14 protein-coding genes are annotated in these 15,928 nt (G+C 72.8%); 11 read left to right on the top strand and 3 right to left on the bottom strand.

Annotated elements, in window-relative coordinates:
* Window positions 1-31: 31 nt before the first annotated feature.
* Window positions 32-811, bottom strand: a complete 780-nt coding sequence (locus ACWCPF_RS02025) for a DUF3050 domain-containing protein (RefSeq protein WP_451043003.1) — start codon at window positions 809-811, stop codon at window positions 32-34.
* A 193-nt stretch (window positions 812-1,004) separates the two neighbouring features.
* Between ACWCPF_RS02025 and ACWCPF_RS02020 the strand changes: the two genes are divergently transcribed.
* From ACWCPF_RS02020 to ACWCPF_RS01995, 6 genes are read left to right on the top strand one after another with little or no spacing between them, the layout of a single operon-like run.
* A complete protein-coding gene (locus tag ACWCPF_RS02020) occupies window positions 1,005-1,616 on the top strand; it encodes an antibiotic biosynthesis monooxygenase (RefSeq protein WP_451043002.1) in 612 nt (203 codons plus the stop codon).
* A 30-nt stretch (window positions 1,617-1,646) separates the two neighbouring features.
* The gene (gene pabB, locus ACWCPF_RS02015) at window positions 1,647-4,013 is read left to right on the top strand and encodes an aminodeoxychorismate synthase component I (RefSeq protein WP_451043001.1); all 2,367 of its coding nucleotides are present in this window, start codon (window positions 1,647-1,649) and stop codon (window positions 4,011-4,013) included.
* Window positions 4,010-5,590 carry an AMP-binding protein gene (locus ACWCPF_RS02010; protein WP_451043000.1) on the top strand — a complete coding sequence of 527 codons (1,581 nt, stop codon included), beginning with the start codon at window positions 4,010-4,012 and terminating at the stop codon, window positions 5,588-5,590. The genes pabB and ACWCPF_RS02010 overlap by 4 nt, the downstream gene beginning before the upstream one ends.
* A gap of 23 nt (window positions 5,591-5,613) precedes the next feature.
* Entirely contained in the window at window positions 5,614-7,182 is a 1,569-nt protein-coding gene (locus tag ACWCPF_RS02005) for a class I adenylate-forming enzyme family protein (protein ID WP_451042999.1), read from the top strand.
* Complete coding sequence (locus ACWCPF_RS02000; RefSeq protein WP_451042998.1) at window positions 7,179-8,357, top strand: FAD-dependent oxidoreductase; 1,179 nt, start codon at window positions 7,179-7,181, stop codon at window positions 8,355-8,357. Before ACWCPF_RS02005 ends, ACWCPF_RS02000 begins: the two co-directional genes overlap by 4 nt.
* 44 nt (window positions 8,358-8,401) lie before the next feature.
* Window positions 8,402-9,202 carry an aminotransferase class IV gene (locus ACWCPF_RS01995; protein ID WP_451042997.1) on the top strand — a complete coding sequence of 267 codons (801 nt, stop codon included), beginning with the start codon at window positions 8,402-8,404 and terminating at the stop codon, window positions 9,200-9,202.
* A 118-nt stretch (window positions 9,203-9,320) separates the two neighbouring features.
* Here the strand turns inward: ACWCPF_RS01995 and ACWCPF_RS01990 are convergent, their stop codons facing one another.
* The gene (locus ACWCPF_RS01990; protein WP_451042996.1) at window positions 9,321-9,812 is read right to left on the bottom strand and encodes a carboxymuconolactone decarboxylase family protein; all 492 of its coding nucleotides are present in this window, start codon (window positions 9,810-9,812) and stop codon (window positions 9,321-9,323) included.
* 49 nt (window positions 9,813-9,861) lie between these two features.
* The gene (gene pdxR / locus ACWCPF_RS01985) at window positions 9,862-11,286 is read right to left on the bottom strand and encodes a MocR-like pyridoxine biosynthesis transcription factor PdxR (RefSeq protein WP_451042995.1); all 1,425 of its coding nucleotides are present in this window, start codon (window positions 11,284-11,286) and stop codon (window positions 9,862-9,864) included.
* A 47-nt stretch (window positions 11,287-11,333) separates the two neighbouring features.
* Here pdxR and ACWCPF_RS01980 point away from each other — a divergent pair, with 47 nt between their 5' ends.
* From ACWCPF_RS01980 to ACWCPF_RS01960, 5 genes are all read left to right on the top strand, one after another.
* On the top strand, window positions 11,334-11,873 hold the full coding sequence (locus ACWCPF_RS01980; protein ID WP_451042994.1) for a carboxymuconolactone decarboxylase family protein: 540 nt from the start codon (window positions 11,334-11,336) through the stop codon (window positions 11,871-11,873).
* A complete protein-coding gene (locus tag ACWCPF_RS01975; RefSeq protein WP_451042993.1) occupies window positions 11,870-12,328 on the top strand; it encodes a carboxymuconolactone decarboxylase family protein in 459 nt (152 codons plus the stop codon). Before ACWCPF_RS01980 ends, ACWCPF_RS01975 begins: the two co-directional genes overlap by 4 nt.
* Window positions 12,329-12,389: 61 nt before the next feature.
* A complete protein-coding gene (locus tag ACWCPF_RS01970; protein ID WP_451042992.1) occupies window positions 12,390-12,803 on the top strand; it encodes a CU044_2847 family protein in 414 nt (137 codons plus the stop codon).
* Between the two features lie 3 nt (window positions 12,804-12,806).
* The gene (locus tag ACWCPF_RS01965) at window positions 12,807-14,978 is read left to right on the top strand and encodes a VMAP-C domain-containing protein (protein WP_451042991.1); all 2,172 of its coding nucleotides are present in this window, start codon (window positions 12,807-12,809) and stop codon (window positions 14,976-14,978) included.
* Window positions 14,975-15,925, top strand: coding sequence for an AAA family ATPase (locus ACWCPF_RS01960; protein WP_451042990.1), 951 nt, complete (start codon window positions 14,975-14,977; stop codon window positions 15,923-15,925). Before ACWCPF_RS01965 ends, ACWCPF_RS01960 begins: the two co-directional genes overlap by 4 nt.
* Window positions 15,926-15,928 lie beyond the last annotated feature (3 nt).

Below are 15,928 nucleotides of genomic sequence, written 5' to 3'. Positions count from 1 at the left end.
GCGCTGCCGACTTCGCCCGACTTCGGTGGGCTCAGTTCATTGCCTTGGTGATGCCGTCCCACAGGCGGGTCCTCGCTTCGAGGGCGAGGGTGGCCGTCTCGACGGCCTCGCGCCAGCGGGTCTCGTCCTCGCCGCAGAGGTCGGCGACCATCTGCATGGCCATCGGGGTGTGCTCCTCGCCGTCGACCTCGATATGGCGGGCGAGGTAGTCGCAGAAGAGGGGGAAGCGGTCGGTGCCCTCCTTCTTGATGACCTGGTCGAACATGTCCGGGATGAGGTCCTCGCGGGAGAAGGCGAAGGCGGCGGCCCGGGCGTGCAGCGGGCGGTCGGCGATGATCTCGAAGGTCGTGCGGACGAACTCGGCTGCGGCGGCGGGCACTTGGGCGACGCGTAGCGCCGACGACAGGTCGTGACCCTCGCCGATCAGCGCGAGGAAGGTGTCGATCCGGGTGGTGTCGGCGCCCGCCTCGTCCATGCCGGCGCGGTACAGCTCGAAGTGACTGATGAAGCCGCCGCCCAGTTCGTCGCTCTCCTCGACCAGCACGATGTCGTTGATGAGCCGTCGGCTCACGGCCGAGCCGCGCGGCACCCAGGGGACGTCGACACAGGTGAGGTCCCGCTGCAACGACTTGAGCAGGGACATGAAGTCCCAGACCGCGAACACGTGGTGCGTCAGGAAGACCGCCATGTCCTCGCGGCTCTCGATCCGCTGGTAGATCGGGTGGGCGGTCACTTCTTTCCGGGCGGATTCGATCTCGGAACGGGCTCGTTCGATTCCTTCGTGGGTCAGATCCCAGTCGTACCTGGACATGAAAGTCCCTCCTTCGGTCGCCCCCGTCCCCGTCTTCGGGAGGCCGATCGTGCTCTTTCCCCGACTTTGCTCGCAACCGCTTCCCCGAATTACTCGGAAGTTGTCATTCGCATCACTCGACAGAAGATGCCAACCCCGCCGAAAAAGCCTCAAAGAGTCACGTTCCGGACAGTTGTAGAAGTTTGAATAACCTGTGAACGCGGACCGCCCGCTTTCCGTACTCGATGCCGTGACCAGTAATCCCGTCACCGTCACCGCTGCTTATCGCGTGATGCCGGGCCGCGAGGCCGACTTTCACTCCTGGGGGTGGGCGATGCTGGGCGCGAGTGCGCAGCAACCCGGCTTCCTCGGGGGTGGCGTGCTGGCCGATGGAGAGGCGGATTGGCATGTCGTCTATCGCTTCGCCAGCGAGGGAACGGCCAGGGCCTGGGAGGACTCGTCCACCCGGCAGCAGTGGGACGCCCGGACGCAGGGCTTCGCTCAGCAGACGGACCGCAGGAGCGTGCGGGGCTCCAAGACGTGGTTCGACTCACAGACCCCCATGCCGAAGACGCCGGCCCCGCCGTCGAAATGGAAGTTATGGTTCGTGAATATGAGCGCCGTTTTTCCACCGGTGCTCCTGTTCAACATTATCGTGCTTCCCTACCTCGGCGGGCTCAATCCGTTCATTCGCACACTGCTGCTCTGTCTGTGCGTGACGGCACTTGTCACCTGGATTCTCATGCCCCGCCTTCAGCGTTTCTTCAAGAAATGGCTGTATCCACCGCTCCAGGCGCTCCGCGGACGGCATAAACGGACCGCGTAGACCAGAGAACGACCCTAGGGAGGTGGGCGGGTGAAGACCCTGCTCATCGACAATTACGACTCGTACACGTACAACCTGTTCCAGCTGATCGCCGAGGTCAACGGCGAGGAACCGGTGGTGATCGTCAATGACGCCCCCGCGGGCGCCGTTCCCGATCTTGCGGGTTTCGACAACGTGGTGGTGTCGCCGGGACCCGGGCACCCGGCGCAGGCGCGTGACTTCGGCATCAGCGCGAGAGTGCTCGCCGAGTCCCCGATACCGGTGCTCGGCGTCTGCCTCGGCCACCAGGGCATCGCCCACGGGGAGGGCGCCCGTGTGGAGTCCGCCCCGGAGCCCCGGCACGGGTATCTGTCGGCCGTCCGGCACGACGGCCGGGACCTGTTCCAGGGGCTGCCGCAGAACTTCACCGCCGTGCGCTACCACTCGCTGGCCGTGGGCGAACCGCTGCCCGCCTCCCTGGAGGCCACCGCCTGGGCCGAGGACGGCGTCCTGATGGGGCTGCGGCACCGCGAACGGCCGCTGTGGGGCGTGCAGTTCCACCCGGAGTCGGTGCTCACCGAGTACGGCCACCGGATGCTGATGAACTTCCGGAACCTGACGGCCGAGCGGGCCCGCAAGCTTCGGACGAAGAACACCGCGGTCACCCCGGCGGCGGCCGCGATGCCGATCTCCGCCGTGACCGTCCCCCGCCCGCGCCGCGCCGACCGTCCCGCGTACCGGCTGCACACCCGCCGCATCGCCGCGGCGATCGACGCGGAGGCCGCCTTCACCCGGCTGTACGCCGACTCGCCGCGGTCGTTCTGGCTGGACAGCTCCCGCGTCGAGGAGGGGCTGTCCCGGTTCTCGTTCTTCGGCGACGACAGCGGGCCGCTCGCCGAGTTCGTCCGCTACGACGTCGAGGCCGGGCGCTGCGAGATCGAGCGGGCCGGCCGGCCGACGCGCAAGGTCCAGGCCAGCGTCTTCGACTATCTCAAGCGGCAGTTGGCAAACCGTCAGGTCGACCCCGGCAGGCTGCCCTTCGACTTCACCGGCGGTTATGTCGGCTACTTCGGCTACGAGCTGAAGGCCGACTGCGGCTCGCCGAACCGGCACCGCGCCGCCACCCCGGACGCCGCCTGGCTGTTCGCCGACCGGCTGGTCGCGGTGGACCACCAGGAGGGCTTCACCTACGCGGTCTGCCTGGCCGAGGACACCGCGCAGGCCGCCCGGGAGGCCGCCGACTGGCTGGAGAGCACGCTGGCCGCGCTCGCCTCGCTGCCCGCGGAGAGCGACCTGGCGCGGCCGCCGCTGCCGGCCCCGGGCGCGGTGGACCCCGGCGCCGTCGAGCCGTGGCTGGTGCGGGACCGGGCCGGCTACCTCGCGGACATCGCGGCCAGTCAGCGGGAGCTGGCGGCGGGCACCAGCTATGAGATCTGTCTGACCAACGCGGCGCGTTTACCCGCTCCGGAGAACGCGTACGACTTCTACCGGGTGCTGCGCCGCGTCAACCCGGCCCCGTACTCCGCGTTCCTGAGATTCGGCGACCTCGACGTGGCCGGCTCCTCGCCGGAGCGGTTCCTGCGGATCACCCGGGACGGCGTCGCCGAGGCCAAGCCGATCAAGGGCACCGCCCCGCGCGGCGCGGATCCGCTGGAGGACGACCGGCTGCGGAACTCGCTCGCGGCGGACGCCAAGACCCGCGCCGAGAACCTGATGATCGTCGACCTGCTCCGCAACGACCTGGGCCGGGTCAGCCGCACCGGCACGGTACGCGTCACCCGGCTGATGGCCGCGGAGACGTACGCCACCGTCCACCAGCTCGTCTCGACGGTCGAGGGACGGCTGCGCGCGGGCACGGACGCGGTGGACTGCGTGCGGGCCTGCTTCCCCGGCGGGTCGATGACCGGGGCGCCGAAGCTGCGCACGATGGAGATCATCGACGAGCTGGAGACCGAGGCGCGCGGCGTGTACTCGGGGGCCCTCGGCTACCTGGGCTGCAGCGGCGGCGCGGACCTCAACATCGTCATCCGCACGGCCGTCATGGCCGACGGTCTGATGCAGCTGGGCGCCGGCGGCGCGATCGTCCTGGACTCCGACCCGGTCGCCGAGTACGACGAGATGCTGCTGAAGACGGCCGCCCAGATGCGCGCCCTGCGGGAGCACACCGCGGCGCTGCCGCCGGCCCACGAGGAGACCGCCCGGGTGGGCGCCGGCCGACCGCGCGGCGGCACGAACGGCACGCTCGCGAACAGCACGCTCGTGAACGGCACGCCGGCGGGCGGTGAACTCGGCGACGAGGCACGGTCCGTGGGCCGCGGGGCCCGTCCGGACGCCCCGGAGCCGACGCCGGCCCGCCGTCGGACGCCCGACCCGGCCGCCCCGGCCACTCCGGCCACCCCGAAGAAGGCCCGCCGATGACGATCTCCCAGCCCACGACGACCGCGCCTCGGCCCCGCACCGGCTCAGGAACCGGCTCCGGTTCCGAGACCGACACGCCCGGCAACCTCGCCGCGTATCTCGCCGACCTCGTCGAGCGGCGCGGCTGGACCGGTCGGGCCGCGTTCCATCAGGGGCATCAGTTCTGGACGCACGGCGAGGTGCACGAGCTGGGGGCGCGGGCGGCCGGGGTGCTCGCGCAGCACGGCGTGCGGGCCGGGGACCGGGTGCTGATCGCGCTGCCCGACGGGATGGCGTGGGTCGCGGCCTTCCTCGGCGTCGCCCGGCTCGGGGCGGTGGCCGTGCTGGTCAACCCCGAACTGCCCGCGGCCGAGCATGCGTTCATGGCCGAGGACACCGAGGCCGTGCTGTGCGTGACCGGCCCGGGGCTGGAGGATCGATTCGCCGACCGGGAACGGCTCGGCGCCGACCAGTTCCTCGCGCTGGCCCCCGCCGCCGAGCCGGCCGCCGCCCATCCGGTCGACGCGCACACGCCGCTGTACGTGCAGTACACCTCCGGCACGACGGGCCGCCCCAAGGGGGTCGTGCACACGCACGGCGACCCGAAGGCGTACCACGACCTGATCGGCCGGCGGCTGCTCGGGATCACCGAGGAGGACGTCACCCTGTCGGTGTCGAAGCTGTACTTCGCCTACGGCTTCGGCAACGCGTTCGTCTTCCCGCTGTTCTCCGGCTCCAGCGCCGTCCTGGTGGACCGGCGGCCGAACCCCGCCGCCGTGGACGAGCTCGTCGCCCGGCACCGGGTGACCCTGCTCTACTCCGTGCCGTCGGCGTACGCGGCGCTGGTCGCCGACCGGGGCAGCGGACACGCGGCCTGCTTCGCCTCGGTGCGCGCCGCGGTGTCGGCCGGCGAGGGCCTGCCGGACGGCCTCGGCGGCCAGGTCGCCGATCTGCTCGGCGCGCCCGTGCTGGAGCAGATCGGCTCCACGGAGGCCGGTCACGCCTTCTGCGCCAACAGCCTGGACCACCACCACGACGGCACCGTCGGACGTCCCGTGCCCGGCTTCGAGGTGGAGCTGCGCGACCGGGCCGGACGGCCCGTGCCCGACGGCGCCGAGGGCGAGATGTGGGTGCGCGGGCCGACGGTGACGTCCGGCTATCTGAACCGGCCCGAGGAGACGGAACGCACCCTGGTCGGCGGCTGGCTGGCCACCCACGACCGGGCGCGCCGCGAGCCGGACGGTGCCTTCCGGCATCTGGGCCGCTCCGACGACATGGAGATGGTCGGCGGGATCACCGTCTCCCCGCTGGAGGTGGAGGCCGTGCTGCGCACCCATCCGGCGGTGCGCGAGGTCGCGGTCGCGGCCGTCACGGACGGACGCGGCTTCAGCCGGCTGCGCGCCTTCGTCGTCCCCGTCGGCCCGGCCGGCCCGGACGGCCGGTTCAGCGCGGACGGCCTCGAAGTGGATCTCGTCGCCCTGGCGCGGGAGCGCCTCGCCGCCTTCAAGGTGCCCCGAAGCGTCAGTTTCGTGACGTCCCTGCCCCGCACCGCCACCGGAAAGCTCCGCCGCCACCTCGTCCGCCAGGGCGCGTGGTGACCGTGTCTGAGAGGAACAGCCACATGTCGCAGCAATCCCTGCTCGCCGACCGCGGGTTCTACCTGGGCCCGCTGTTCCGGCGGGCGGCCGAGCGCCACGGCGCCGTCTTCGTCACCCTGGACCGGCCGCTGGACACCCACCCCCACCTCGGGGTCGATCTCGACTACTCGACGCTGGCCCAGGTGGTCGAGGACCTGTCGGGCCGGCTGTGGGCGGCCGGGGTGCGGCCCTCGGAGCAGGTGGTCGTCCACAAGACGGACAACGTCGACATCGTGCTGCTGACCTGCGCGCTCTCCCGGATCGGCGCGGTTCCCGTGCTGCTGTCCCCGGCCCTCGCGGGCCCGGTCGTCGGGCAGCTGATCGAGCGGCTGCGGCAGCCCTGGCTGATCACCGACCGGGCCAAGCTGGAGGGCCCGCTCGCCGGGGTCGAGACGGCCGTGCGCCGCACGCTCTCCGTCGACCACGCGCCCGGGGCCGAGCCGCTGGAGAAGTACGCGGGCGCCGAACCGGCCGCGCCCGTGCGGCTGCATCCGCGCGACCCCGCCCTGATCACCCACAGCTCGGGCACCACCGGCCTGCCCAAGCTGGCCGTGCACTGTCCCAACACCATGTGGAACCGGCTCGTGCCGCAGAAGGCGATGGGCTGGCCCACCCGCGGTGAGACGGCCGCGCTGCACATGTCGTTCGTGCACTCGCGCTTCTACCACCTGCTCGGCGTCCTGCTGCACTTCGGCAGCCCGCTGGTGCTGATCACCGACCCGGAGCCGGCGGCCGTCGGCCCGCTGCTGGTCCGCCACCGCCCCGGCATCGTCGAGACGCACCCCAACACCTTCGTCCTGTGGGAGGAGTTGGCGGACGCGCCCGGCGCTCCGCTGTCCCGGGTGAAGTCGTACGGCTCCACGTTCGACGCGATCCACCCGCGGACCGTGCGCCGGCTGCTGGGCGCGTCGAAGCGCCGGGCGCCCTGGCTCGTCCAGCTGTACGGGCAGAGCGAGACGGGTCCGGTGGCGTTCCAGTGGTTCACCCGGCGCAGCGCCGAGCGGGCCGACGGGCGGCGGGTCGGGATCGGCATCCCCGGCTTCACCCGGGTGCGGATCGCCGACCCGGAGGGCAGGCCGGTCGCGCCCGGCACCCCCGGGCGGATCGAGGCCCGCACCCGCGGCCGCATCCTCACCTACCTCGGCGCGCAGGCGCAGTACGACCGTCAACTCGACGGCGACTGGTGGCAGATGGGCGACATGGGGTACATGAGCCGGCTGGGCTCGCTCCATCTCATCGACCGCGAGATCGACCAGATCGACACCGTGCACAGCAACCTGGAGGTCGAGGACGCGCTGATGGAGCGTCTGGAGGAGCTCCGCGAGGTCGTCATCGTGCCGGGCGTCGACCGTGAGCCGGTGCCGGTGGTGTGCGTGCGCGGTGAGCAGCCGCTCGACCCGGAGCGCTGGCGGGAGGCCACGGCCGATCTGCCCGCGATGGCCGAGCCCCGGCAGTGGCGGTTCGAGGAGCTGCCGATGACGGCGACCTGGAAGGTGAAGCGGGTGGAGATCACCCGCATGCTGACCGGGACGCCGGAGAGCGTGCGCGTGTGAACCCGGTCGTCGTGGTGGGCGCGGGCCCCGTCGGACTGTCGGCGGCGCTCGCGCTGCGCGGGCACGGGCTGGACGTCACGCTCTTGGAGGCGGACCCGAAGGACCGCGAACGGCCGGGCAGCCGCGCCCTGTTCGTGCATCGCGAGACGCTCGGACTGCTCGACGCGATGTGTCCGGGGCTGGCCGGCGAGATCACCTCGTACGGGCGGACCTGGCACACCCGGCGGACCCTGTACCGGGGCCGCGAGGTCTACTCCCGCACCTTCCCGCCGCCGACCGGCGCCCCGCCCTTCACCAGCCTGCGACAGGTGGACACCGAGCGGTTCCTGCGCGCCGCGTGCGAGCGGACCGGGGTGGTGTTCGAGTGGGACGCGCGCGTCGTGGGCGTCCGGGCCGCCGTGGACGGGGTGACGCTGTCCGGTGAGGACGGGCGGGAGTGGCGGGCCGGGCACGTCGTCGCGGCCGACGGCGCCCGCTCTGCCGTCCGCCGCGAGTTGGGCATCGCCATGGAGGGCGTGCACGGCGAGGGCTTCCACGTCGTGGTGGACGTGGCCGACGTCCCGGGCGCCGAACTGCCGCTGGAGCGGGTCTTCCACTACGAGCATCCGGGGGTCGGCGGGCGCAGTGTGATGCGCGTGCCGTTCACCGGGGGCTTCCAGGTCGACCTGCAGTGCCACGACGACGACACCCGGGAGGCGTTCGGCACCGAGGAGGCCGTACGGCGCTGGCTCCCCGCGGTCGTCGGCGAGGGGTACGAGGACCGGATCCTGTGGGTGTCGACGTACCGCTTCCTGCGCAAGGTGGCCGCCTCGTTCACCGATCCGCACCGGCGGGTGCTCCTCGTGGGCGAGGCCGCGCACCTCTTTCCGCCGTTCGGGGCGCGCGGCATGAACAGCGGGATCGCGGACGCGGCAGCGGCGGCGGAGGCCATCGCGGCCGGGACCTACGAGGCGGTCGAGACCTTCGCCGAGGTGCGGCGCGCGGCGGGCCTGTACAACAGCGCCGCCGCCGGGACGGCGCTGGAGCATCTGCGGCCCCAGCGGCGGATCGTACGGCTCAGGCAGCGCGCGGCGGCGGCCCTCGCGCCGGTGCTGCCCTCGTGCGGGTCGTGGCTGGAGCACGCGCCGTACGGGCCCCGGGGCGGGGCTCCGGCGGTGGCGGGCCGCAAGTACTGAAGCCGCACGTACTGAAGAGGTAGTCGAAGGAACGGAACTCTCATATGGCACAACCGGCTGTCCTGGAAGGCTTGTCACGGTGGACGCCGGCCGGCGGGCTGACCCCCGACGCCGACCCCGACGTGGGTGGGCGGCTGCTGGTCGCGGACTCGTGGCTGGTGCGCGACGGCCGGGTGCGCGGCCTCGAACGGCACCGGGAACGGTTCCTGCGGGCCTGCGGCGAGTGCGACGGACCGCCGCTGCGCCGGCTCCTGGAGTTCTGGCAGGACGTGACGGCCGCGCTGCCCCGCACGGGCGAGTGGTTCCCTCGCGTGGAACTCACCGCCGACGCCCGTGAGTTGAGGTTCCGGCTCCGGCACGCTCCGCCGCTGCAACCGGACATCGGGGTCTGGGCCGCGGGCCAGCCGGATCCGCGGACCGAGCCGTGCCGCAAGGGGCCCGACCTGGACGTGCTGGCGGCGGTGCGCCACCGGGCGGCACAGGAGGGCGCGACGGAGGCGGTGCTGACCACGCCCTCCGGTGCGGTGCTGGAGTCGGCCACCGCGAGCGTCCTGTGGTGGGAGGACGACACCCTGTGCCTGCCCTCGCCCCGGCTGCCGGTCCTGGCGGGGGTCACGGCCGCTCTGATCCAGGAACGCGCCCGTGGCCTCGGCATCCGGGTCACCCACCCCGAGCGGACCCTGGCCGAGCTGGACGGCCGCGAGGTCTGGCTGGTGAACGCGCTGCACGGAATCCGCCCCGTGCGGGAATGGACGGGCCACCCGATGCACGCGGGGCCGGCGGTACACGCTCCGGAATGGCGAAGCTGGCTGGACGAAATCGCAGAGCCACTGCCGAAGGAATAGGGAGCGCGGGAAGGACAGGGAGAGGTTCAGCCAAACGAAAGCGCCGGGTCGAAGGGAATTCGCCCCGGCGCAATAAAACGTGCCCGAAAATCTGGAACAGCTCGACTGATTACTCGAACTAATTCGCCTTCGGGGCGGGCTGATAAGCCCCCGGCACCATGCGCGTGGCGATCGCGGTGCGGTTGTACGCGTTGATGACCGTGATCACCCAGATCAGCGCGGCGACCTGCGCCTCGTCGAAGACCTCCGCGACCTCGGCGTACACCGCGTCCGGGACCTGACCGTCGTGCACCAGGGTCACCGACTCCGTGAACGCCAGTGCGGCGCGCTCCCGTTCGGTGAAGAAGGGGGTCTCCCGCCAGGCGTTCAGCGCGTAGATGCGCTGCTCGGTCTCGCCCTGGGCGCGGGCGTCCTTCGTGTGCATGTCGAGGCAGAACGCGCAGCCGTTGAGCTGCGAGGCGCGGATCCTGATCAGCTCCAGCAGTTCCGGCTCGACCTTGGCGTCCTGCGCCGCGGAAACGGCGGCGCCGTGCAGGGAGCCCATCGCGGCGGAGACATCGGGGGTTATCTTCTTGATGGCCACACGGGACACCGCATTATTGTTGGTCATGGGACGACTCTATCTCGTGTTTATCTCGTGATCCAGCCATCCCGTGACGTCATCCGGGAAAAGGAATTCCGGTGCCGTTCGAGCCGAAAGGCAATGCGGCGCACAGTGCGTCCAGCGCGCCGGACCATGCGTGGTCGGGCGGGGTCCCGTACCCCACGACCAGCGCCTCGATCGGCTCGGCGACCGCGTCGGGGTGCCGGTAGCGCGGCACGAGCCCGTCGACCGCGAGGCCCTGGTAGGCGGCCGCCCGCACCACCGCCCCCTCCGTGCCGGGCGGGAGCCGCAGGACGGCGTGCAGACCGGCGGCGATGCCGGTGACGCGGATCGCCGGGGCGCGGACGGCCAGGGCGGCGACCAGGGCGTCCCGCCGCCTGCGGTAGCGCGTGCGCGCCGCCCGGACATGGCGGTCGTACGCGCCCGAGTCGATGAACTCGGCCAGCGTCAGCTGGTCGAGCACCCCGGAGGTGTCCACCCCGCCCTTGGCCTTCACGACGTCCTCCACCGCGTCCGGCGGCAGCACCGCCCAGCCCAGCCGCAGCCCGGGGGCCAGCGACTTGCTCGTCGTGCCGAGGTACACCACATGGTCGGGGTCCAGTCCCTGGAGGGCGCCGACGGGCTGGCGGTCGTAGCGGAACTCGCCGTCGTAGTCGTCCTCCAGAACCAGCCCGCCGGTGCGCCGGGCCCAGTCCACGACGGCCGCCCGACGGTCGTGGTGCAGGGGCACGCCCATCGGGAACTGGTGGGCGGGCGTGAGCAGGACGGCGCCGGGTCCGGTCAACTCCCCCGGGTCCGTGCCGAGTTCGTCGAACGGCAGCGGGACCGTGGTCAGACCGGTCGAGGCCAGCAGCCGCCAGTGCTCGTCCAGGCCGTACGACTCGACGGCGATTCTGCGCGCCCCGCGGGCCCGCAGGACGGTGGCGAGCAGCCGCAGGCCGTGCGCGAACCCGGCGCACACGACGATGCGTTCGGGGTCGGCGCGCACCCCGCGGGCCCGGGAGAGGTAGCCGGCGAGGGCGGTGCGCAGTTCGACGCGGCCGCGGGGATCGCCGTAGCCGAGGGCGTCGGAGGGGGCGGCGGTGAGCGCGCGGCGGGCCGCCCTGAGCCATTCGGCGCGCGGGAAGGAGGCGAGGTCGGGGCTGCCGGGGCGCAGGTCGTAGAGGGGCCGGTGGCGTTCGGGGGGTCGGGCCGCCGCGCCGGTCGGCGGAACGACGGTGCGGCCCGCGACCCTGGTGCCCGAGCCCTGGCGGGCGGTGAGCCAGCCCTCGGCGACGAGGTCGGCGTAGGCGTCGGCGACCGTGTTGCGGGCGATGCCCAGGTCGGCGGCGAGAGTGCGGGAGGAGGGCAGTCGGGTGCCGGGGGCCAGTCGGCCGCCGCGGACCGCTTCGCGCAGGGCGTCGGTCAGGCCCCGGCGCAGCGGCGGTCCGGTCGGCTCCAGATGCAGGTCGACGCCCGGAGTGGCCCAGGATTTCGCCATGGAAATGGACCATACCGCTGGGCTGCCTCGCTCCTAGGGTCGAAGACATGACGACACAGGAAGACACCGTCACGACAACGACCGCGACAACGACCGCGACGACCACCGACGGGTACGCGCCCGCGCACACCCCCCGGCTCGACTGGTCCGCGCACGCCCCCGAGGTCCTGAAGGCGATGCTCAGGCTCGACGCCGCCGCCCGTAAGGGCCTGGACCCGAGGCTGCTGGAGCTGGTGAAGGTCCGCGCCTCGCAGCTCAACCGCTGCGCGCTCTGCGTCGACATGCACAGCAAGGACGCACTGGCGGCGGGCGAGAGCGTCGAGCGGATCGTCCAGCTCAGCGCTTGGGACGAGTCGGAGCACTTCTACACGCACAAGGAGCTCGCGGCGTTGGCGCTGACGGAGGCGGTGACCGTGCTGACGGACGGGTTCGTGCCGGACGCGGTGTACGAGCGGGCGGCGAAGCACTTCGAGGAGGCCGAGCTGGCGCAGCTGATCGCCGCGATCACGGTGATCAACGCGTGGAACCGGTTCGGCGTGACCTGTCGGCTGGTGCCGGGCCACTACCGTCCGGGGCAGCACGCATGAGCCGGACGCACCGGACGAACCGGACGAACCTGCTGGACCGCGAGGTCGCGGCGGCCATGTCCGCACTCAGCGCCGCCGCGAAGCGGGGTGTCGGCGATCCCGCGCTCGCCGAACTGGTCGTGATCCGCGCCTCGCAGCTCAACCACTGCGCGTTCTGCGTGGACATGCATCTCACGATCGCCCGTGAGCACGGGGTGAGCGAGAAGCAGCTCGATCTGCTGAGCGCGTGGGAGGAGGCGGACGACGTCTACGACGAGCGCGAGCGGGCCGCCCTCGCGCTGACGGAGGCGGTGACGGTCCTGACGGACGGCTTCGTGCCGGACGAGGTCTACGCCGCCGCTGCCCGGCACTTCCCGGATGCGCGGCTCGCCCATCTCATCGCCCTGATCACCGCCATCAACAGCTGGAACCGGGTGATGGTCGCCCGCCGCATCCCGCCGGGCGGCTACTCGTAGGCGTCCCGCTCCTCGGCTCGGGGGGCTGGTCCGTGTTCGTCGCGTCGATCACAATGGGCCGGTGGAGTCAGTCGAGTTGGACGACGGAACGCCTGTCAGATTCGTCCTCGGTCCCGCGCCGGGGGGCGACTACGGCGGCGGCTACGACGAGCTGCCCGAGGGCATGGGCACGGTCGTCCCCGTGGCCAGTGGCGGGGCCGCCGTGGCGAGTTTCGCGGCGGGGGCGCTGCGGCAGGCTCTGAAGCCGCTGGGACCGTTGCTTCAGGAGGTGCACGACTGCGTGCGGGCCGTGCCGGATCCGCCCGCGGAGCTCAGCGTCACCTTCGGGGTGCAGGTCGGACAGGATCTGAAGCTGGGGATCGTGGGCGGGAGCGGACAGGCGCATCTCACCGTGACCGCCTCCTGGCAACCGACGCACCCGGCGCGCCCGGCGCAACCGATGCACCCGGCGAATCCGGCGCCCGGCGCGGAGTGACGCGTGGGCTGGTTCAAGGCGGTCGGGTCGGTCGACAAGGGCGGCGACAAGGGCGGGACGCGGCCCGTCATCGCGTCCGTGTGCGGGGCGCTCGACGGCAGGACGGCGGGCGCGGGCCTGATCCTGGGCCCCGACACCGTGCTGACCTGCGCCCATGTCGTCAATGACGCGCTGGGCAGGCGGCCCTTCGAGCAGCAGGCGCCGAGGCCCGAACGCAGCCTGATGTTCGTCACGTTGGAGGGGCCGCGGAAGGGCTACCCGGCGCACGTCGTGCACTGGATCCCACCGCGCACGCCGGACGGCGGCGTCGTGCGGGACGGCGCCCGCGGCTGGCTCGGCGATCTCGCCGTGCTGCGGCTGAACTCGCCGCCCGGCGAACTGCCCGCCCCCGAACCCCGTACGGACATGGCCCCGGGCCAGAAGGTGCGGGCCTGGCACAGCAGCGGGAGCCGCTCGACCTTCGCCGATCTGACCGTCGCCGCCCTGGAGGGCCCGATCGGCTACCTCGACGGCAAGAGCACCGGGATGGCCGTCGGGCCCGGCTACAGCGGCGGCCCGCTGTGGTGCGAGGAGGACGGCGCCGTCGTGGGGCTGGTCGCCGCACACTTCATGCCGGCGGCCGGGCACGGCTCACAAGGCGTGGTCCGGCGCAGTTGGGGCATCCCCTGGCAGCGCGTCGAGGCCGAACTGCGGTCCGTGGACGCCCTCGACGACGTCCGCGGCTCCCACGACGCCGACAACTCCGTCGGCCTCAGCGCCGCCGAGGCCGACGAACCGGCCCACGGCATGCTGGTGGCGGTGATCGCGAACGCGCTGCCGTCGGCGTACACGCTCGGCGACACCGCGCGGCAGATCGCCCACGCGTGCGGGGTGGGGACCGGGAGCCCGGTGACGCCGCCCACCGTCGAGGAGTTCGCCGCCTTCCTGCTCACCCATCCGCGCGCGCTGGCCGCCCTCGCCGAGATCCTGCGGCCCCGGGACCCGCGGGCGGCCGACCGGGCGCTGGTCGCCGGGCGGCTCTCGGACACCCCGCGGCTGCTCTCGCCGCGCGAGCACCACCGGCTGCACCAGTTGCTGCCCACGATCGGACAGCCGGTGCTGGCGCGGTTCCCCGAAGCGGTGCGCGAGGCGACGAAGCGGGTCGCGGCGCCCGCCGACGGCGCGACCCTCGACGCCGTCCTCGACCGCCTGGAGACGCTGCCCGGGGACGGCCACTCCGACGACGGCGGGCCGCGCGTCCCGGCGCTGCTGCGGGTCGTCGAGTACATCGCCGCGCTGAGCCCGCCGCACCGGCAGGCGGAGCTGCGCATCTGGTCGGACCGGGTGGCGGCGCGGCTGGGCATACCGTCGGCGGCGCTGCGCGAGCGGCGCTCCGACGCCCAGGACTGGTCCCGGGCCGTGCGCGGCGGGAACCGGCGGGTGCGGGTGCTGGCCCGGGTGACCCGGGCCGAGCGGGGCCGGCACCGGCTGCGTGTGTGGTGCGACGAGGGCACCGGGCCGCGGCAGGTGTCGACCGACAGCTCGGCCAGCTACTCGGGGTCGGAGGCGGCGCGCGAGCTGCTGCGCGTCCTGGAGTCCCTCGCGCCGTCGGCGGCCGACGGCGGGCGGCCGCTCGTGGAGGTCCTGGTGGACCGGGCCGATCTCAACCTCCCGGTGGACGAGTGGGCGGCGCAGGCGCCGGGCGAGCTGGTGCCCGGGGTGCTGGGGGTGGAGTTCCCGCTGGTGGTGCACTGTCCGGAACTCCTGCGCAGGCACGAGCGTTTTCTCCCTGACTGGCGTGAGCGGTGGCGGCAACTCGACTCCGGGGAGACGTTGGTCGTGTCGGACCCCGCCCAGGATCCGCACCAGATCTACTACGAGCTGATGGGCAGGCTCGACACCGTCCGCGTCTCGGTGGACGTGCCGGCGGGGCCTCGCGACGCGATCGTGGAGATCTGCCTCGCCGTGGGCATACCGGTGGTGATGTGGGACCGAGGGCGGGACGCCGCCTCGCACGTCGCCGAGCACATGGCGCAGGTCGCCACGCGTGAACTGCCCGACGGAGTCCGCGTCTACCGGGCCAAGGCCAAGGGGAAGACCGCTCCGCAGTATCCCGGCCGCCCGGTCCTCGCCTGGGCGGACGCCGACCGCACGGTGCCCCGGCTGCACCTGACCGAACCCCAGGAGAGCCCATGACCCCCGCCTCCGAGGCCGACTGGCGTCTCTTCCGCGGGGACGGCGTCCCGCGGGCCGTCGACCTGCCCTCCGCTCCGCCGTGGCGTCGCTTCAGCCCCACGCCGGCCGTCCGGCCCGAGCTGCCCTATCTGATCGAGCGCGAGCACGCCGACGTCGTCAACGCGGCGCTGCATCTGCGGCGCCCGCTGCTGGTGACCGGCCCGGCCGGCACCGGCAAGTCGTCGCTGGCGCGGGCGGTCGCGCACGAGCTGCGGCTGGGCGAGCTGCTGCGCTGGTCCATCAACAGCCGCTCCGCCGTCCGCGAGGCGCTCTATCAGTACGACGCGATCGGGCGGCTGCGGGAGACCACGCTCAGCCGCGACCGGGGCGAACGCGAGCCGTCCATCGGCACGTTCATCCGGCTCGGCCCGCTGGGCACCGCGCTGGTCCCGGCCGCGACCCCCCGCGCGCTGCTCGTCGACGAGATGGACAAGGGGGACGTCGATCTACCCAACGACCTGCTCACCGTCTTCGAGGAGGGCTACTTCGACATCCCCGAACTGACCCGGCTCCCCGAGGACATGGCGCATGTCGAGGTGCAGACCGCCGACCACCGAGGCACGGTGACGGTCCGTCAGGGACGGGTGCAGTGCGCCGAGTTCCCGGTCGTGGTGATCACCAGCAACGGCGAACGCGACTTCCCGCCCGCCTTCCTGCGCCGCTGCGTCCGTCTGGACCTGCCGGTGCCCGACGAGTCGCGGCTGCGGGCCATCGTCACCGCCCACCTCGGCGAGGAGGCGCTGCGCGACGCCGACGACCTGATCGACGCGTTCCTGCGCCGGCGCGCCCCCGGCGAGCTCGCCACCGACCAGCTGCTGAACGCCGTCTTCCTGCGCACCGGCGGCGTCGACCTCGACGCGGAAGGCCTCCTGGACGCCGTACTGCACCAGCTCACCGGGGCGCTGTGACGC

The organism is Streptomyces sp. NPDC001858 (genome assembly GCF_053594615.1).
This window is presented reverse-complemented; position numbering and strand designations above follow the sequence as displayed.